General features: G+C 55.5%; 14 protein-coding genes and 2 pseudogenes. 9 read left to right on the plus strand and 7 right to left on the minus strand.

Annotation, left to right across the window (positions count from 1 at the left end; genetic code table 11):
* Positions 1-15: 15 nt before the first annotated feature.
* Both B5D61_RS24885 and B5D61_RS24890 read left to right on the plus strand, forming a co-directional pair.
* Positions 16-714, plus strand: a complete 699-nt coding sequence (locus tag B5D61_RS24885) for a glycosyltransferase family 2 protein (RefSeq protein WP_078816141.1) — start codon at positions 16-18, stop codon at positions 712-714.
* A 117-nt stretch (positions 715-831) separates the two neighbouring features.
* Complete coding sequence (locus B5D61_RS24890; RefSeq protein ID WP_078816142.1) at positions 832-1,782, plus strand: hypothetical protein; 951 nt, start codon at positions 832-834, stop codon at positions 1,780-1,782.
* Positions 1,783-1,800: 18 nt separating this feature from the next.
* Here B5D61_RS24890 and B5D61_RS24895 read toward each other — a convergent pair whose 3' ends face one another.
* From B5D61_RS24895 to B5D61_RS27030, 4 genes and pseudogenes are all read right to left on the minus strand, one after another.
* Positions 1,801-2,268, minus strand: coding sequence for a pentapeptide repeat-containing protein (locus B5D61_RS24895; RefSeq protein ID WP_078816143.1), 468 nt, complete (start codon positions 2,266-2,268; stop codon positions 1,801-1,803).
* 83 nt (positions 2,269-2,351) lie between these two features.
* Positions 2,352-4,187, minus strand: coding sequence for a protein-disulfide reductase DsbD family protein (locus B5D61_RS24900; protein WP_176159662.1), 1,836 nt, complete (start codon positions 4,185-4,187; stop codon positions 2,352-2,354).
* 208 nt (positions 4,188-4,395) lie between these two features.
* The gene (locus B5D61_RS24905; RefSeq protein ID WP_281251820.1) at positions 4,396-5,064 is read right to left on the minus strand and encodes a tyrosine-type recombinase/integrase; all 669 of its coding nucleotides are present in this window, start codon (positions 5,062-5,064) and stop codon (positions 4,396-4,398) included.
* Positions 5,065-5,199: pseudogene (locus B5D61_RS27030) on the minus strand (phage integrase N-terminal SAM-like domain-containing protein); the annotation flags it as partial. It abuts the gene before it with no gap.
* Positions 5,200-5,569: 370 nt separating this feature from the next.
* Between B5D61_RS27030 and B5D61_RS24915 the strand changes: the two are divergent.
* Positions 5,570-6,031 (plus strand): hypothetical protein, encoded by a 462-nt coding sequence (locus B5D61_RS24915; protein ID WP_176159663.1) that lies wholly within the window; start codon positions 5,570-5,572, stop codon positions 6,029-6,031.
* A 115-nt stretch (positions 6,032-6,146) separates the two neighbouring features.
* Complete coding sequence (locus B5D61_RS24920) at positions 6,147-6,599, plus strand: hypothetical protein (RefSeq protein WP_139373499.1); 453 nt, start codon at positions 6,147-6,149, stop codon at positions 6,597-6,599.
* Between the two features lie 475 nt (positions 6,600-7,074).
* On the opposite strand, the gene B5D61_RS24925 is transcribed toward B5D61_RS24920, so the two are convergent.
* On the minus strand, positions 7,075-8,160 hold the full coding sequence (locus B5D61_RS24925; protein WP_245846603.1) for an IS110 family RNA-guided transposase: 1,086 nt from the start codon (positions 8,158-8,160) through the stop codon (positions 7,075-7,077).
* Entirely contained in the window at positions 8,076-8,297 is a 222-nt protein-coding gene (locus tag B5D61_RS26920; protein WP_245846604.1) for a hypothetical protein, read from the minus strand. Before B5D61_RS26920 ends, B5D61_RS24925 begins: the two co-directional genes overlap by 85 nt.
* Positions 8,298-9,394: 1,097 nt before the next feature.
* Between B5D61_RS26920 and B5D61_RS24930 the strand changes: the two genes are divergently transcribed.
* The 3 genes from B5D61_RS24930 (at position 9,395) to B5D61_RS25980 (ending at position 11,408) form a co-directional block, all read left to right on the plus strand.
* Positions 9,395-9,667, plus strand: coding sequence for a hypothetical protein (locus B5D61_RS24930; protein WP_078816149.1), 273 nt, complete (start codon positions 9,395-9,397; stop codon positions 9,665-9,667).
* A gap of 794 nt (positions 9,668-10,461) precedes the next feature.
* A complete protein-coding gene (locus B5D61_RS25975) occupies positions 10,462-10,956 on the plus strand; it encodes a hypothetical protein (protein WP_139373500.1) in 495 nt (164 codons plus the stop codon).
* A 113-nt stretch (positions 10,957-11,069) separates the two neighbouring features.
* Positions 11,070-11,408: a hypothetical protein gene (locus B5D61_RS25980; RefSeq protein WP_139373501.1), complete on the plus strand. Its 339-nt coding sequence runs from the start codon at positions 11,070-11,072 to the stop codon at positions 11,406-11,408.
* Between the two features lie 530 nt (positions 11,409-11,938).
* Here the strand turns inward: B5D61_RS25980 and B5D61_RS24935 are convergent.
* Positions 11,939-14,305: an ABC transporter permease gene (locus tag B5D61_RS24935; RefSeq protein ID WP_078816150.1), complete on the minus strand. Its 2,367-nt coding sequence runs from the start codon at positions 14,303-14,305 to the stop codon at positions 11,939-11,941.
* 108 nt (positions 14,306-14,413) lie between these two features.
* On the opposite strand from B5D61_RS24935, the gene murI reads away from it, so the two are divergent.
* On the plus strand, positions 14,414-15,223 hold the full coding sequence (gene murI / locus B5D61_RS24940; protein ID WP_078816151.1) for a glutamate racemase: 810 nt from the start codon (positions 14,414-14,416) through the stop codon (positions 15,221-15,223).
* Between the two features lie 747 nt (positions 15,224-15,970).
* Positions 15,971-16,309, plus strand: a pseudogene (locus B5D61_RS24950) (IS630 family transposase); the annotation flags it as partial.
* Between the last annotated feature and the right edge of the window lie 39 nt (positions 16,310-16,348).

The following is a 16,348-nucleotide window of genomic DNA, read 5'->3' on the forward strand; positions in this document are numbered from 1 at the left end:
TGCAGGCTGCCCACCATGCCTTCAACACCCGCCATTTCCGTTGTCGTTCCTCTCTACAATGAGGAAGACAATGTCATCGAATTGCAAAACCAAATCGCTGCGGCGCTCGCAGGGACAGACTACGAAATGGTGCTGGTGGATGACGGCAGCACAGATGCCACCGTCAAACGTGTGATACGTCACGAACGTGTCCGTCTGCTGGAGTTCGCTAAAAATGCGGGTCAAAGTGCCGCTATGCATGCGGGCATCCACAATGCTTCCGGTGCTGTCATCGTCACTCTGGATGGCGATCTTCAGAATGATCCTGCGGACATCCCGGCGATGATCGCACGTTTGAATGAGGGTTATGACTTGGTCTGTGGATACCGCGCCAAACGCAAAGATACCCCGTTCAAGCGTCTGCAGAGCCGCATCGCCAATGGAGTGAGATCACGTTTCGTCGGGGACAATGTACGGGATACGGGCTGCACGCTGAAGGTCATGCGCCGTGAATGCCGTGAGGCTCTGCTGCTTTTCAATGGCATGCATCGCTTCATTCCTGCGTTGATCGGTAACATGGGCTATCGAGTGACCGAGATGCCTGTGAATCATCGTCCTCGGGTCCATGGCGTCAGCAAATATGGTTTTGGAAACCGAGCTTGGAGAGCCACTTGCGATATGTTTGGTGTGCGTTGGCTCAATAGCCGTCGCACGCGTTATCAGATCAAGGGCTGAGACCAAGTGACTGATTTTTGGTGAAGAACCTGCTACTCTATCGCTTTCCATCTTGACCAAACCTGGATGCATCCTGCATTCTCCGGCTCTTTCTACAGTTAGATATCCCCCGCTGGAATGAATCTGCGCGAACAACTTCGAAACATCCTTCCAGACATCCTGCCTCATGATCCCGAGGAGGCGATCAAAGGGACTGAGCTGATTCGACTGGTTCGCCTGCGGTTAGGAGATGACTACAGCGATGCGACGCTGCGGTATCACTTCTCGATTTTAAGTTATGACTCCACCTCACCCATTGCGAAGGTGGACCAGGGGCAGGGCTACTATCAGCGTGTGGCCAAGCCTGTGTCAGCGACCGGCACCGGCCGCTTACTTTTTGGAGGCGAGGCTGAGGGCGATGTTCAGCAAGCACGTTTCCTGCGGGTCTTGACCATTTACGAGCGTCTTTGTCTGCTGCGCTCCCACTATCCCTTCCGCTTGAATGGCCGGGCCGACTTGATCTTGGATGAGCGTGGTTTTTGGGACATCCCAGACATCATCAGCGCAGAGTGGGATCTAGAAACCGGTGCGGATGAGGTCACCCGCTTTGACTCCGGCATGCTCGACCTACGCCGCCATCTGGGCGGGCCTGAAGTGAGCCTCAGTGGCGTGCAGTTGAAGATCGGCCTGACCCTCGACAACTACATGGCCGAGTTTTTCCAAGCTCTCAGCTCCACACGTTGGACTCTGCAAAGTGAACTGGTCATTGCCGAGCCTTTGAATGATGAAGCTCTGGTGGATGCATTGCGTAGTCTAGGCAATCAATTTGGAGTTGGCATCAGCTCACTTGGGATCAACAGCACGCAGTTGGATGAATTACCCGCAGCCAAGGAGCTACGGGCGATGAGCGCGGCCGAGTTTGAAATGGTTCAAGGAAAGCTGCGTATCCAGAGGATTACCGTGCCGGCTCCACGTTTGCGGATTGACTGGCAGGCGCTCTCCACCTTACGTAAGAAGCACGAGGCTGTGGATGCTCTCGTGCATTGGCTTAGCGTCTGTCTGGAGCGCCGACAGCCAGAATGGAAATGAGGAATCAGGGGGGCTCGCTTAAACGAGACCTTGGGTGTCGTTCAGCTTCGCTCCGGTGAGGATCATGCCTGTTTGTTGAGCCCCCGATAGATCAGCGGCGATGAGATCGGCGTTGGTGAAATCGGTCTGGGTGAGATTGCAGCCCACGAGGCGCGCGCCTGAGAGATCTGCTTCCTGAAGGTTGGCACCCGAAAGATTGGCACCACTGAGAGTCACTCCACCCAGATCAGCATGGCTGAGATTGGCACCCGAAAGATCGGCACCTTCAAAGGTGGCTCCGCTGAAGTCAGCTCCACTGAGGTTCGTGCCTTTCAGAAGAGCGCCGTTAAAAACGGTGCCGACGAACTGCGCACGCGATAGATTGAGCCCCGATAGATCAGCACCGCTGAGGTCGAGCCCGGTTTCATCGATTTGTTTGCCAGTAGCTCCGCCAGACTGGAGCCATGCTTCATGTTCAGTGACTTCTTGAGGAGTGATGGAGGCCATGGAGATAATCAGAACTCGATTTCAGGCTCCGGCGCAATCTTAAATGAGCCGAAGCCTGAGGATGTTAAGGCCGGTCGTCCGCCTTACAGTTGGTTAATCGCCTCGGAAACGTTTTCCACGCTTAGCAGTTCTGGCAGCACCAAGGGCTCCTTCTTACCAGGAATGTAGAGCACATTGACAGGCACAGCCGCCTTGCCAAGCGCCGACAAGGCTTTGGTGATGCGAGGATCATCGTTAGTCCAGTCCGCTTTGAGCAGTACGACCTTTTTATCGGCGATGAGTTTCTGAAGAGCTGCGTCTTTGTAAACGCGCTTGTTCACTTGGCAGGTGAAGCACCACTTGGCGGTGTAATCGATATACACGGCCTGATTGGCAGCACGAAGCTCGGCTTCTTTCTCGGGGGACCATTCTTCCCAGCTTAGGCCGCCTTCCTTGTGGGCAGTTGCTGACGAAGTCATTCCCGCGGTTGCCTGGGCCGCTTCCACTTGGGGCCAACCGAGTGCGAGACCTGCGATCACGCTGGCCAGAGTCAAAAGCACAGCCACCATACGGGTGCGGGCGGGTTTGTGAGGGAGCGACCAGCGGCCATAGATCCAGCAGCCAAAGGCGATGAGCACGAGGCCAAACAGCGTGAAGAGCATGGGCTGGCCCTCGACCATGCCGGTGAGCACCCAGGTGAGGAAGGCCACGGTGCCAAACAGCAAGAAGGAGAGACCCTGCTTAAAGCTCTCCATCCAGGCTCCTGGACGGGGCAGGGCACTGACGAGCTTAGGCGCCAGAGACAGGAAGAGGAATGGACTGGCGAGGCCGATGCCAATCATGGAAAACATCAGCATGGCCTGAAGTGCAGGCAGGGTCACGGTATAACCGAGTGCGGAACCCAGGAAAGGCGCAGAGCAGGGGGTAGCCACCACGGTCGCCAGCAGCCCTGAGAAGAACGAGCCGCTGACGCCATTCTTGGATTGCAGATTGGCTCCCACGCCGACTGCAGAAGCGCCGATCTCAAACACCCCGGCCATATTGAGGCCAAAGACGAGGAAGAAAGCGCACAGGCCGAAAACGAAGCTGGGTGACTGAAGCTGAAAACCCCAGGCCTTGCCCAAGGAAATGACCAATCCCCCCAAAGCCCAGAAGCACACCAGCACTCCTAAAGTGTAAGCGAGGCCATGAAAGAGGACCTTTTTTTTGTCCTCACCGGCTTGCTGAACCACGCTCATGATCTTGATCCCCAACACCGGAAAGACACAGGGCATGATGTTGAGAATGAGCCCACCGATAAAAGCAAAGAGTAGATAACCGCCAAAGCTCATCGGTGCCTTCTTATCGGCAGACAGGCCCGTGGTTTCCGTCGATGCCGCAGGGGCAGAGGCCGTCTCAGGCTTCGCTTCGGGGGCAGGAGTCACCGCCGCCTCATTTGCAGGTGGGACAGGGGCCGAACTCTTTCCAAAGACCTCGGCTTGGCTGGGATCCGCCACAGCTTGCTCACCCAGCTTCAGGGTCAAAGCCGTCTCAGACTTTGCAGGCATGCAATTCTGCGGGTTGCAGACCAGTGCATCCACTTTCACACGGATCTCACCCGTATCACCCACCTTGCCGTTAGGCGTGATCTTTGCCGGAAGATACACCGTGCCATCATAACCCTGACTGGTGGCACCGTCGGTGGAGGCGACTTCATGGGTCGCAGGCCAGGGCAGGTCTTCCACCGTCCAGCCTTCCGGGAGGGTCCATTTGAGGGTGGTGGGTTTGCCAATGACATCTTCAGGGAGTTCTTTGCCATAGGTATGCCAGTGCGGTTCATGCACCAATTTCACGGCTACAAGAAATGCTTGTCCTGGGGCTGCTGTGGTGACTTCTGAAACCAAGCTCGCTTGCACCTTGGCGCTGGCAGCCGTCTTGGGCGTGAAATCAAGCTGGGCCATCAGAGTAGAGGCTGTCAGAAAAGACAGCACAAGGGCAAGCAAGGGGCTTGGGTTGAGTCGGGTCATCATGGAGATACGAGAGGAAAAAACGAAAACTATTCCCGCCTTTGTCTGCCATTCTTTGTGCTGTGTTCAGCGAAAGTTGACCTTTTTAGTCGATTATTATGAGACTCATTCTCGGGGCTTGCTGTATTGCCTATGCCCACCTCTATCTCGCCGTTCGACCTCCCCCACGAACAAGCCTTTCTTTGAAACCGCCTAGCTCGGGTCTATTGTCCCGTTTTGTGGACCTTTTTAAGGGCTGTTCGGAGTCGCCTAACACCTTGTATTTCAAAATCATCCGCCTGCATAAAAAGCGGCACGATTTGACACAAAATGTGACAGCCGCTGATTGAGAAACGCTTGCGCCAAGGAGTGAGGCCAGCTTGGCCTCATCATGAGGGCAGGATGCCCTCACACCTTGTTTCTCCCGCATCATCTCTACCCAGGCTGTTAACTTCTGCCGGTAGCCTGAAACACGTGGTTGGTTAGTTACCCTCATCTCCCCATCGAATGGGTCAAACTCTGTTAACGCAAGCTCCAAGTAACGGGTCAGCCCCATCAGCAGTTGTCGGAGGGGTTTGGGCAGGGGAATGGCTCGGTCTTTATTGCCCTTGCCTGATCGCACCGTGATCAGCCCCCCTTGGAGATCCACATCCTTCACCCGTAGGGCCAGAGCCTCCGAGACACGCAGGCCGCAGCCATAAAGCAGCTTACACACGAGCCCGGCCTCTCTTTCCACCCCCGTGAGCAGTTCGGCCGTTTCCCCTGGGGTCAGGACGACCGGCAGCCGCTGGGTCTGTTGAGCTCGCTTGGCGTCTATGTCAGCCAGTTCCATGCCCAGCACCTCCCGGTAGAGGAAGATAAGCGCGTTCATGGCCTGATTTTGCGTCACCGCAGCCACACCGCGGTTGACAGCGAGATGGGTTAAAAAAGCCTCGACCTCCACAGCTCCCATCTCGCTGGGATGCCTCTTCTCATGCCAGAGTGCCTAGCGGCGATACCATCCCACATAGTTCTCCTCAGGCCTGAGGGAATAGTGCTTGAGGCGCAAGATCTGGCGGAGTTTTTCTTCGAGCTTCATGGTAATCATTGCATAAGATTATGACGCAAATTCACGTCATCATTGATAATAATGTTGCTTATGATCAGTGTCTGCGCCAAAAGCGAAATCCATGGAACTGCAAACTCGTTCGTCCTCGACAAAACCGTCGGCCATAACGCTGTTGACGCACTCGACACAATTGTTTCTCATCAACTAGTTCGCCTAAAGAACCTTCGTCATTTACAAGCCAAGAAACAACAGTTTGCCCATTAGCGTTTAACAAGCAGAACCTACCACTATGAACAACTCACATATGAATAGACCTCTGGATGCCTCGTTAAGTAAGCTTCAGACACGAGTGTTGAAGTCCACCTTGACTTCGGTCGCAGCAGTGCCCGTTGCGGCATTTGATTCGACGCTAATTAACACCGCGAGTCAAATGCACAGCAAGAATGTTGCGCTTCTCGAGAATATGAAATTGCACCCCGACTTTCCCAGCTTTGCAGAGAAGAACTCCACTCGTCTAGGATTTGTGAAAGCGGGGATGACGGTAACAGGTGGCAGTATCACAGCTGCCAAGATTGTCGCGAAAGCACAGCCGATTGTTCATCGAATTGTAGGAGGCGTGGCCGAGCGAGCAATTATCGGTGAATTGATGCCGCCCGGAAGTCACTCAGGGCACAGTTCCTCGTATGACACTACAGCTTCGGACGCGGTTGCCGATGCGCTCCGATCAAGACCCAAACAACATGACTGGTAGATGACTGATAGCAATGAAGGCGAACAAGAAGGATGCAGGCAACGGCTCGTATGGCATCTGTCGTGTCATCGACGCCTCCCGCTCGCCGTCGCCTGATCCGAGTCGTTCGCCTAACATGAAGACGCTCATCTTGGCACTCGCTTTTGCATCAGCGGTTCCTTTTCTTCGCGCGTCGGAAACTGAGGGTCTATTCGTCGCTGGAGACGAGCGCAACATACCAAAATATGAACTCAAGGACGGTGAGTTTGTTCTCCGATTCAAGGCCGTGCGCCTCAACCTGACGCGCGCGGTTTTCAGATTTGATACCGAGGACAAGACTCGATACTGGCTTGAGATTGACATCGAGAAGGCAGGGGCTCCGCGCAATCCAGACCCAGGTGATTTTTACCTTTTCAGAATCGAGGGGCAGGACTATGGAGGATTCTCCACTCGCGGCCAACTGAAGGACGGCGGTTGGAGATGGGCACTGGGCATGACCGACGCCGTGGCAGGTCGAACCCTACTTGCGAAGATTGGCAAGGCCTATGGCCTGCATGCGACCCAAGTCCACGATCAAACCAAACAATGAAGGCGAACAAAACGCTGGTGGCAACGGCTCGCAGCAGCCTGTCGTTTTAGCGGAGTCTTGCGCTCGCCGTCGCCTCACCTTCGACGTTGATATGGCTCCGGTTTTGGCAAGAGGGAATGTAAGTCCTGTGTCATTTGGATGACCTTTCTTAGGCTTGTTCTTTTCACCTTAGAAGCAGACGGACCGACCAGGGTGAAGGGATTCACTTCGGTGGTTATGCTGATATTCGCGTGCTGCTTGCCCTCCGTAGTTTTAACGAAGGTTGGGGTAACGCATTTCTTAGTTTCACCGCGGCCTGGTTCTCACAGTCTCGGCTCGAGTGCTCAAGTGACCTCTCGGTCTCTCTGATCTCATAACGTCCGCGTGTGCTGGCCTCCGTGTCGATCCGTCTGATTCTAAGGTGTAAAGCTTGGGATGTTGAGGTGAGTGGTTCTTGGTTAATCTGACAGTCTGTTGGGTTTCCGGCTCGCAAAGTTCACTTTGTCTTCAAGGTGTAATTTCGGCCCTTTTTCTTGGCTGCTGGTTGGGCGGCTTCGAGGGGCTTCAGTGTCCGTGCAGTGCTTGCGGCCCGTGTGCCATCAGCCCTGGGTATTACGACTCTCATGACTTCCCAAACGAAGGCGCTGAGCTCTCGTGCGAGTGCCGTCTGCACCTTCTGCCGTGTCTTGCCGCGTGCGGCGAGCTTGCGGCCTTTTTCATGCAGCCGGTTCTGACAGCGCCAGGAGATCTCGATGACCTGCCGCCGGTGCGCTTTGGGGATGGCTTCCTGCCGTGTGGTGAGCGGGCTGCTGACCTTCGGTGGCAGCCGGTAGTGCTGGGCGCATTCGTTGAAGATCCAGCGCAGGTGGCCGTTGCCGCATTTGGTGATGCTGCCCTGGGCACGACTGCCGCCGCTGCTGCTTTCGCTCGGCACGAGTCCGAGATAGGCCATGAGCTGGCGCGGATGCGGGAAGCGGTGGATGTCGCCAATCTCACTGACGGTGATCATGGCGGCGACGGTCTGATAGCCTTTGAGCCCCATCAGGGCGAGCACGACGGGCTGCATGTGCCAGTCTGCGAGCAGTGCCTTCATGTGAACCTCGATCCGCTCAATGCGCTCGCTTGCGGCGTCGATGGCCTGCAGATACTCCTCCAACACCACCTTCATCGCCGCATGGGGCAGGCTGAGTTCCCTCAGGTAGCGCATGTGGGCCGTGCTCCAGGCGGTGGTCTCCGTGTAACGGTAGCCGTTGCGCAAAAGGAAGGCTTTGAGCTGGTAACGTCCGCTGCGCAGATCCTGCACCGCATCGGTGCGGGCGCGACAGAGGTCGCGGATCGCTTCGTCGCGCTCATCCGGCACATGCACGGCGGTGAGTTCGCCTGCACGGTGGAGACGTGCCAGCATGCGGGCGTCACGCCGGTCTGTCTTGATCTTGTCACCCGATCCTTTGGGAGTCAGTGACGGCGCGATGACATCGCAGGCGATGCCTTTTTTCTTCAGATGGCGTGCCAGCACGAAGCCGCAGGGACCTGCCTCATAGCAGACACGCAGTTCTTTGCCAGGATGCCCCAGCTTGTGCAGTAGCTTATCGACACTGGCAGGTCGCTGGAGATCACTCCATAGTTCCTGACTTCTCCTTCGCGCCCAGCCTCGGCGATGGCGACGGCCATGTTTTCGGCATGGACATCGAGTCCCAAATACAATACTTCTTGGCTCATCAGATGTGGTGTGTTGGTTGCTCATTCATTGGTTCGTCCGGCAGCGGCTCAACACCGCTCCCCGAACGTGCGGATAGGCCTCGCCAGAGGCAGCCCGCGAAACACATGCAGCCAGCACACCACGCCTTTTTCAAGCCAACGTGCTGCGCTTCCAACCTGCTCGCGCAAACCGGGCCGCAGCCATAAAGTCTAGGCCAACTTCGCAGCGTCACCCGAGTAGCCATGAAGAAGATTCTCCGCATCATAGGCTGGTTGTCGCTCGCTCTGGTTCTAGGTGCATCCTGCTTCTTCGGGTGGCTCATGTATGATTTTCACGAGAGCGGTAAGGCTGACGTTTGGAGCACAGACTCTGCACCAGATGCCGCCATACTGTCGAAGTTCGCAGAGTGAGGCTACCCTTCTACGATCTTCCGTGTTGTGAGACACGGAGTTTCATCACGATGGAACGGAGATGGAGAGGATTTGACCATTTACTGCTTTCCCACCGCAGACTTGCCACGGATGAAGCTGATATTTGGTCGTGACACAGTTTGGGTTGATGGTCTACCATCTGAAGTGGCTGGAGATTGTATCTGCGAGAGCATGCACCGAAGGACTTGAGCATTGGTGACTCCCCAAATAGCAGCGATTACATCCACATTCGCTACGACTCAGGCTACATTGGCCGCACCATTATTGATATTCGACGAGGCATTAGCTACGAGTATCGCTTTCGATCCTAGACCACGACCATGACCACCGACGAACCAAGGCCGAACAAGGCACTGGAGGCAACCGCTGGGGATTGCTGCCGTATTTGCTCACTTTTGACTCCAATCCTCCCCGCCTATTCGACGTCCACCGCCTCCCCAGCAGTCGGCACAGCTTAGACGTTCGGCCGAGAACGGAGTCCTGGGCTTTCCACATGATCAGGCGCTTTCTGAAGCTTCTAAGATTCGCTGCAACCATCTCGTTAGCATCTACATACATCGCATGACATGAAACGATCTCTTCTTCGAATAATCTGTCTATTGTCTGTCATATGCGGCTTAGTGGCGCTGGTTCATTCACGCAGGACACGTTCGAACGCTGCCCCTCTGAACTCACCCGCAGCGACGATGATTGCGCCTCAGAAGGATGGCGCTGGTGCTTACCCACTCCTTGTCTCAAGCCTGCTTGCCGGTGATGTCACCGAATTTAAGCCCGCAGATGTTCGGAAATGGGGAAACGTTACGGAAGAGACTGTGGATGGCATCCGCCAGTGGCGTGTGGACCTGGTTTACGAGTTGACCACGGCGTTTGGGCCGTTTGACGTGACCGCCAGCGCCTATGTGAAAGATGGAAAGGTTCTGAGGTGGATTTATACAGGTTCTGGCGAAGTCATCCCCTGACCACCGACCTACATAAAAATGGAGGGCCGAACGAAACGGATGCAGGCAACGGCTCGAAGGCTATCTGTCGCGTCAGCAACGTCTTGCGCTCGCCGTCGCCTGATCCGAGACGTTCGCCCAAGAAAATGAGTCCGCCATGAAACCAGAAGGGACCATCGCCCATTTGCTGTGCTTGATCCTCGCGGGCATTGCCATGATACCGTCCGCTTGGTTTGCTCTCTCCTCGATACTTGCCATTCCGCTTCATGCGCCGATGACAGCATGGCATTGCATGGTGTTGGCTGTTTCATTTGTGGTCCCGATTTTGATTGTTTCCGCCTTCATACACTATCTGAGGATGCGTACTCTGAAGTCCCTGGTCTTCTCGTCGCTTTGCAGTGGCTCCCCGCTTTTCACTTGGGCGATATGGGCGTCGCCAGCTTCGCACGCGCTGCTTCATTATTCTTGATCCCTTCAACCATGACAAGTCACCACCAATCTTCCAAGGCTGAACAAAACGGATGCAGGCAACGGCTCGAAGGCTATCTGTCGTGTCAGCGACGTCCACCCCGCCGTCGCCTGATCCCGGCCGTTCGCCCAACTAACAGCGTCTCTCGCCATGCCCTCTATGATAGCTAGACTAGACACGCTTGAAGCCTCCTTTGGGCATCGCCTTCCTGGAGTGCAACGACTGACTCGCCTTAAGTTTGAATGATTCACCGCCGTTCCAATCCCTGCCTTGCATTGATGGCGTGCTTCCTGTCAACCTGCCTGATGCTTGACGTTTACCCACCTAAAGCGAGTCTCCCGCGACCATGATCTTTTTAGCTCAGCGAAGTGATCCGATGCCCTGGTGGTTCCCATTTTTCGTGTTCGGGATGTGGTTGCTGATCAACAACTACAACAGCGCACGGACGGGCTGGCGAGCTTTTTCCGAGTGTTACGGCGGTAGGAGGAATCGGCCTAAAGGTCCTTCATTCGGATCTCCCTATATCTGTTTCAATGGGGCCTGGCGGTTTAGCTACAGCGGTGTCGTTCGTGTCGTTCCGAGCATTGACGGACTTTGGTTTTACACGGTGATCTACTTTCGCCCTTTCCATTCGCCCTTTTTCATTCCCTGGAGTTTGGTCACACATGTGGAGCCCTTGTCCATGTGGTATTGGCGAGGCTACAGAGTCCACATTCAGTCAGAGGCGGGATCTTTAGCGGTGCGATTGCGCTGGACTTTTAAAGACGCATTGCTTCGGTTTCGGCCCGACCTGCTCCAGGCAAGCTACACGCCCATGATCAGTCCGTCTCCCGAGACATGAGCGGTCACAACAAGCACCTCAAGGCGAACAAAAATGGGATGCAGACAACCGCTCTTTGACCTCGACGCTTTCCGCTCACGGTATCCTCATCCCAGTCGTTAGACATCTTGCGCATGAGTTCTCTCCATCCTGTTCAGTCACCGTCTAGCACTCAGCGCTACATCGCTCTTGGCTTGAGTGTGGTCACGCTATTGTGCGCACTATTGTATTGGCTGATTTATGCTTTTGTGACGGCACAGGCTTACGCAGGTGTTTACAATGGCCCGTTGCTTTTGATTATCGGCACGATTGTCACGTTGCCGCCAGCCTTCGTCTGCACGGTTATTGCGATGAGTTTGGTTGGCTGGCGACGCAGCAAGTTAGCGTGGATTTTACTTTCATCGTTTTCTTGGCCTTATATCGCTCTTTTCGTTTATGTGATTTGGTCTGAAGTGCGGAGTTTGTTCATATGACTGAGGCGATGTCTAACCATGAGCTACAACGAACCTGGGATGGATATGCAAGCATCCACTGTGAGGTGAATGCTAAGGCTCAACTTCCAAGCGAAGGTTGTGATTGTGCTTTCGAGCACAAAAGCCCTGGCGTTCTTTGACTTTCAAGGCATCCGATGGTGGCAGGAGCGCCTCAGCCGCGTGGCTCACTGATGCCTTGGCGAATGGAGATATCGCCTATTGCGTTGATTGCCAAGGATGAGGGCGTCTAACAAGCGATGCATGTCACCTGACGAATGATCTTTGTCAGGTGAAGAACGATCTTTGAGCGCTGACAAACGGCATTTGTAGGCTGACAAAAGACAAAAGTAAGGGCACAAAAGAGCTTTGTAAGCTGACAAAGATCAAATGCAGTCAGACATAGGCCATATGTCGGGCGAGATCCGCCGCATGTCTGACTGAAACAGACGTTTGTCGGGCGAGGAACGTGGAATGTCCGACTGGAAAAGTGATTTTTTGATGAGCTGTGAGAGCGGCCAGCTTCTCTTACGCTACTCCCTCGCCTTGAGCACGCCTACCATATCCAGCTTCTGCACCATGCGTCCGACCACCCAGAAGCAGGCTCCGGCGGCGGTGAGAATGACGAGGATGGCGATGCTGTAGGTCTTGTAGCTGATCAGCAGCGGCATGCGGATGGTCTCGGTGCTGATGGCGGCCATGATGAAGGTGGCGAGCCCGCGGCCGAAGAGCAGCCCCACGGGCAGAGCCACGAGGACGAGGATGGTGAGTTCTCCCAGAAGCACGCTGCCCACTTCTCTCTGCGTAAAGCCAACGACTCGAAGTGTGGCGAGGTCACGACCTCGTTCGGAGAGGGCGATGCGCGCACTGTTGTAAACGACGCCGAAGGCGACGATGACGGCGAGTGTTAGGTAGAGCTTACGGATGATGCCGATGCTTTCTCCCGTGGTGCTGCGGAATGCGGCAAGCTGTTCCTTCTTGACCAGAGTCACGGCGATCCGTGGGGTCTCCTTCACTTCGGTCATGAAGTCCGTCCACCGGTTTTGATCAACCGTGAGGTAGGCACCGCTGACGGAATCACCTTCCTGCATGAGGCGATGCAGGGCCTCTTTATCCATGTAGGCCGCCACCCCGGCAAAATCCTCGCGCAGACCGCTGATGGGCACATAACGCACGGGCCGTTTGCCTTCGAGGACCGAGACTTGAATTTCATCGCCCAGTTTAGCTCCGAGAATTTCGGCCAGCTTGGCTGACATGACGATACCATTTTCGGGAAGCTCGATCGGCTGCCCCTGCGTGTCGAGAAGCCGATTCAAACTCGATCCTTTGGCCACGCCGGTGATGGAGAGTTTACGGGTGTGATGGCCGAAGCTCAATCGGGCCTGCACCACACGCACGGGCTCGGCACGAATCACACCGGGCAGATGCTCCAGATCGTGAAGACCGCTGCCGCTGCTGGGCTCGATCAGAAAGGCGATGACATCCTGTCTCTGCACGTCATTCCACTGATAGGTGAGCAGGTAATCAATGCTATCCTCCATGCTGCCCGGAAGGACCATGAGCCCAGTGGCTAAGGAGAGGCCAAAGACGGTGAATACGGATTGCCAAGGACGCCGCTCAATATTGCGCAGCGCCATACGGAAGGCAGGGCCCGTGCCACGCGTGACGCCCAATCGCTCGAGCAGGCTGGGTTTGAAGTCTGCGGGAGGTTCGGGGCGCATGGCTTCGGCGGGTGGAAGCTTGACAGCCATCCAGACGACACTGAGCACCCCGAAAAAGGAAGCCCCTGCACTCACGGCCAGTGCGGTGCCGAGAGCGCTGTAGTCCATTTTGAAGTTCAGGGCAGGGAACCTGAAAAACAGCTCATACATGCTGATCAGCCCATTCCCCATAAAGCGCCCTGCGATCCCGCCCAGGATGGAACCCAACACGACAATGACCATGGCAAAACCCAGGTAGTGCCTCCCCACTTGCCAGGAGGAATAACCCAGGGCTTTGAGTTGAGCGATCTGCTCTCTTTGCAGTCGGACCAGGCGCGCAAGCACGGCATTGACCATGAACGCGGCGACACTGAGAAACACCACGGGATAAGCCACGGAGAGCGCATTGAGCACCCGCAATTCATCATCCAATCGTGCGGCGCTGCCGTGATCTTTGCGCGTGTAGGCACCGGCAGCACCATAGGACATGAGTAGCCGATCGAGCTCCGCCATCACGGGGCCTGCTTCCGTGCCGGGGGCGAGATCCACGACGAAGTCATTGAAAGCGCCATCCATGTTGTAGGCCACGGCAACGGCTCGGTAGTTCATCCAAAAGACTCCGAATCGTTTGTTATCCGGCAGTGTTTCACCAGCACGCGCTTCGAAGACGAATTCGGGGGAGAGTCCGATCCCCGTGACCGTGATTCGATCTCGCCTGCCGTTGATGATGGCATAGACACTGTCTCCGAGATCCAATTTATTGGCCAGAGCAAAGGCCTCACTCACCACGGCCTCTCCCCGCACATCCATGCGTGGGATGCGGCCCCGGCGGAGGAAAAGCTGATTCAGCAGGGGATCGCGATCTTCCGGGAGGGAGACGATGTGAGCCGTGCAGGGCTCCAGGACGCCCGGGAGATCCAGCACTGCATCCAGCACCACCCGGGTTTCAATGGCCGTAATTCCTGGGATCTCCGCCATGCGATCCTTCATGGAGAGCGGCGCACGTTTCAGCGAGCCAAACACATCCGACATGCGATAGCGCTGGTAATAAGCATCCCGGGTGCTCTCCAGCGTCAGGATCAGACTGCGCGTCATGATCATCATCGCCAGCCCGCAGGCCATCACCAGGGAAACGGCGACGATCTGGCCCTTCATGCGGCTCACGTCGCGGAGAAGCTTGAGATCAAGGGGGGTAAGCATCGCTGGGGGGGAGGGGCTGTGCTGAAACTACTTTGAAATCCATCCTGTTCATCCTGCAAATCCTGTGAATGCTGTCTTATCTTTATCAGATCCATCGTTGCTCCACCCATGACCGCTCCTGACTCTTCTGCTCCCCTCGGTGTCTTTGACTCTGGCGTTGGTGGTTTGACCGTCGTCCGTGCCCTGCGTGAGCTGTTGCCGAATGAGTCCATCATCTATCTCGGTGACACCGCACGGGTGCCTTATGGGTCCAAGTCACCCGATACCATTCGGCGCTTTTCCGTCGAGGACACGCAGTTCCTCGTCAGTCATGGGGTGAAAGCGGTGGTCGTCGCCTGCAATACGGCGACGGCTCATGCCTTGCCCGCTCTTCAGGCGACTTTCAGGGTGCCCATCATCGGAGTCCTGGAGCCGGGAGTCGAAGCCACCTTGGCGGATGGAACCTGCGAGCGTGTGGGCATCATCGGCACTGCTGGGACCATCCGCAGTAGCGCCTATCAATACGCTCTCGCCATGCGGCAGCCTGATCTCCAGATCCACGCGATGGCCACGCCCTTACTGGTGCCCTTTGTCGAGGAAGGCTGGATCGATCATCCCGCCCTGAAGTCAGTGCTGCGCGAGTATCTCAAGCCTTTACTGGATAAGGGGATGGATACCCTGGTGCTCGGCTGCACGCATTACCCGCTGCTGGTTCCTGTGCTGAAGCGGATGTTGGGGAACAAAGTCCGCCTTGTGGATAGCGCCAGCACCTGTGCCGCGCACACCAAGACGCTCTTGGAAAAGCAAAATCTCCTGCGCACCGCTCGCAGCAAACCCACCCTGGAGATCTATCTCACCGACCTTGCCGAACAAGCCGAAGCCCTCGCCAAACGCTTCCTCGGCACCGAGTTTGGCAAGGTGAAGAAAGCGACGTTGTAGCCTCGCTGAAGGCGAGAGCATTTTCGCTCGATATTTCGTTCTCATCATAGAGAGGCGATTTGAGACGCTTACACGGGAATTTGTATCTCGCATTCAGTTCAAAATCGGGGCTAGTCGACCGGCCACCTGAGTGTGAGTATCAGTGCCTACTGTAGAGACTGATGCTGTGCGCACATATGTCTAATAGGGCGGGAGAGCGTGTCTAGGGTGCATAAGCATAGAGATATGTTGGCTTCATTCGATAAAATTGTGAGATATCTCGTTTTGGGATCCATTTTGGCCGGATAAAACCAACGATTTTTCTGAATCAAAATTTGTTAGATTGGTCGTGAATGAAGCAATGGCGGGAGCGGGCACGACTTTGATGGAGAAGAAGACATCCATACCCGGTCATTGGAGCGATGCCCCTACAGATTCTTACCCAACGAGGAGCATGAAGAAACTAGCAGCATGAATAAGCAGCATCTCGAGTCAATCACTCAGCAGCATTTCCACAAATGGACCGAGGAGGACATCAAAGTGGCCTACCGCCACATGCGGATACAGCACCGCTGTTTATCTCGGGCTGTTCGTAACCTAGTCCTTCAGGAGTGCCTTACTGACTTGGATCCTAAGGTGGGCACTCAAAAATTAATTGAGGCGATCGATGATCGACTAAAGTTGACTTAAAAGCCTAGTTAGCGGTCGCTTCCTACACAACCCATATGACCTCTGCTCGGAGGCACCCCCGAGCAGTCAGCCTGCGAGTATTTCCGCCATGGCACCACCTCACTGTTTGCTGCGCTCAATGTGGCCACCGGTGAAGTCATCGGCAAAACACATCGAAAGCACACACAGCAGGAGTTTCTGAGCTTCTTGCGCACTGTTGAGAGGCAGGTGCCTAGAGGGTTGAAAATACACGCCATTCTCGACAACTATGCCACGCATCGCACTGCAGCAGTCAAAGCGTGGCTTGCTCGCCATCCACGCTGGCAGCTGCATTTCACTCCCACCTATTCCTCATGGCTAAACCAAGTGGAGCGTTTCTTCTCCGATTTGACGATGCGCAAGCTGCGTCGCAGCAGCTTTCACAGCGTAGCGTGGCTCAACTAGAGCAGGCCCTCCGTGACTATCTAGTGGAGCACA

Origin of the sequence: Prosthecobacter debontii (assembly GCF_900167535.1) — a bacterium.
GTDB lineage: Bacteria > Verrucomicrobiota > Verrucomicrobiia > Verrucomicrobiales > Verrucomicrobiaceae > Prosthecobacter > Prosthecobacter debontii.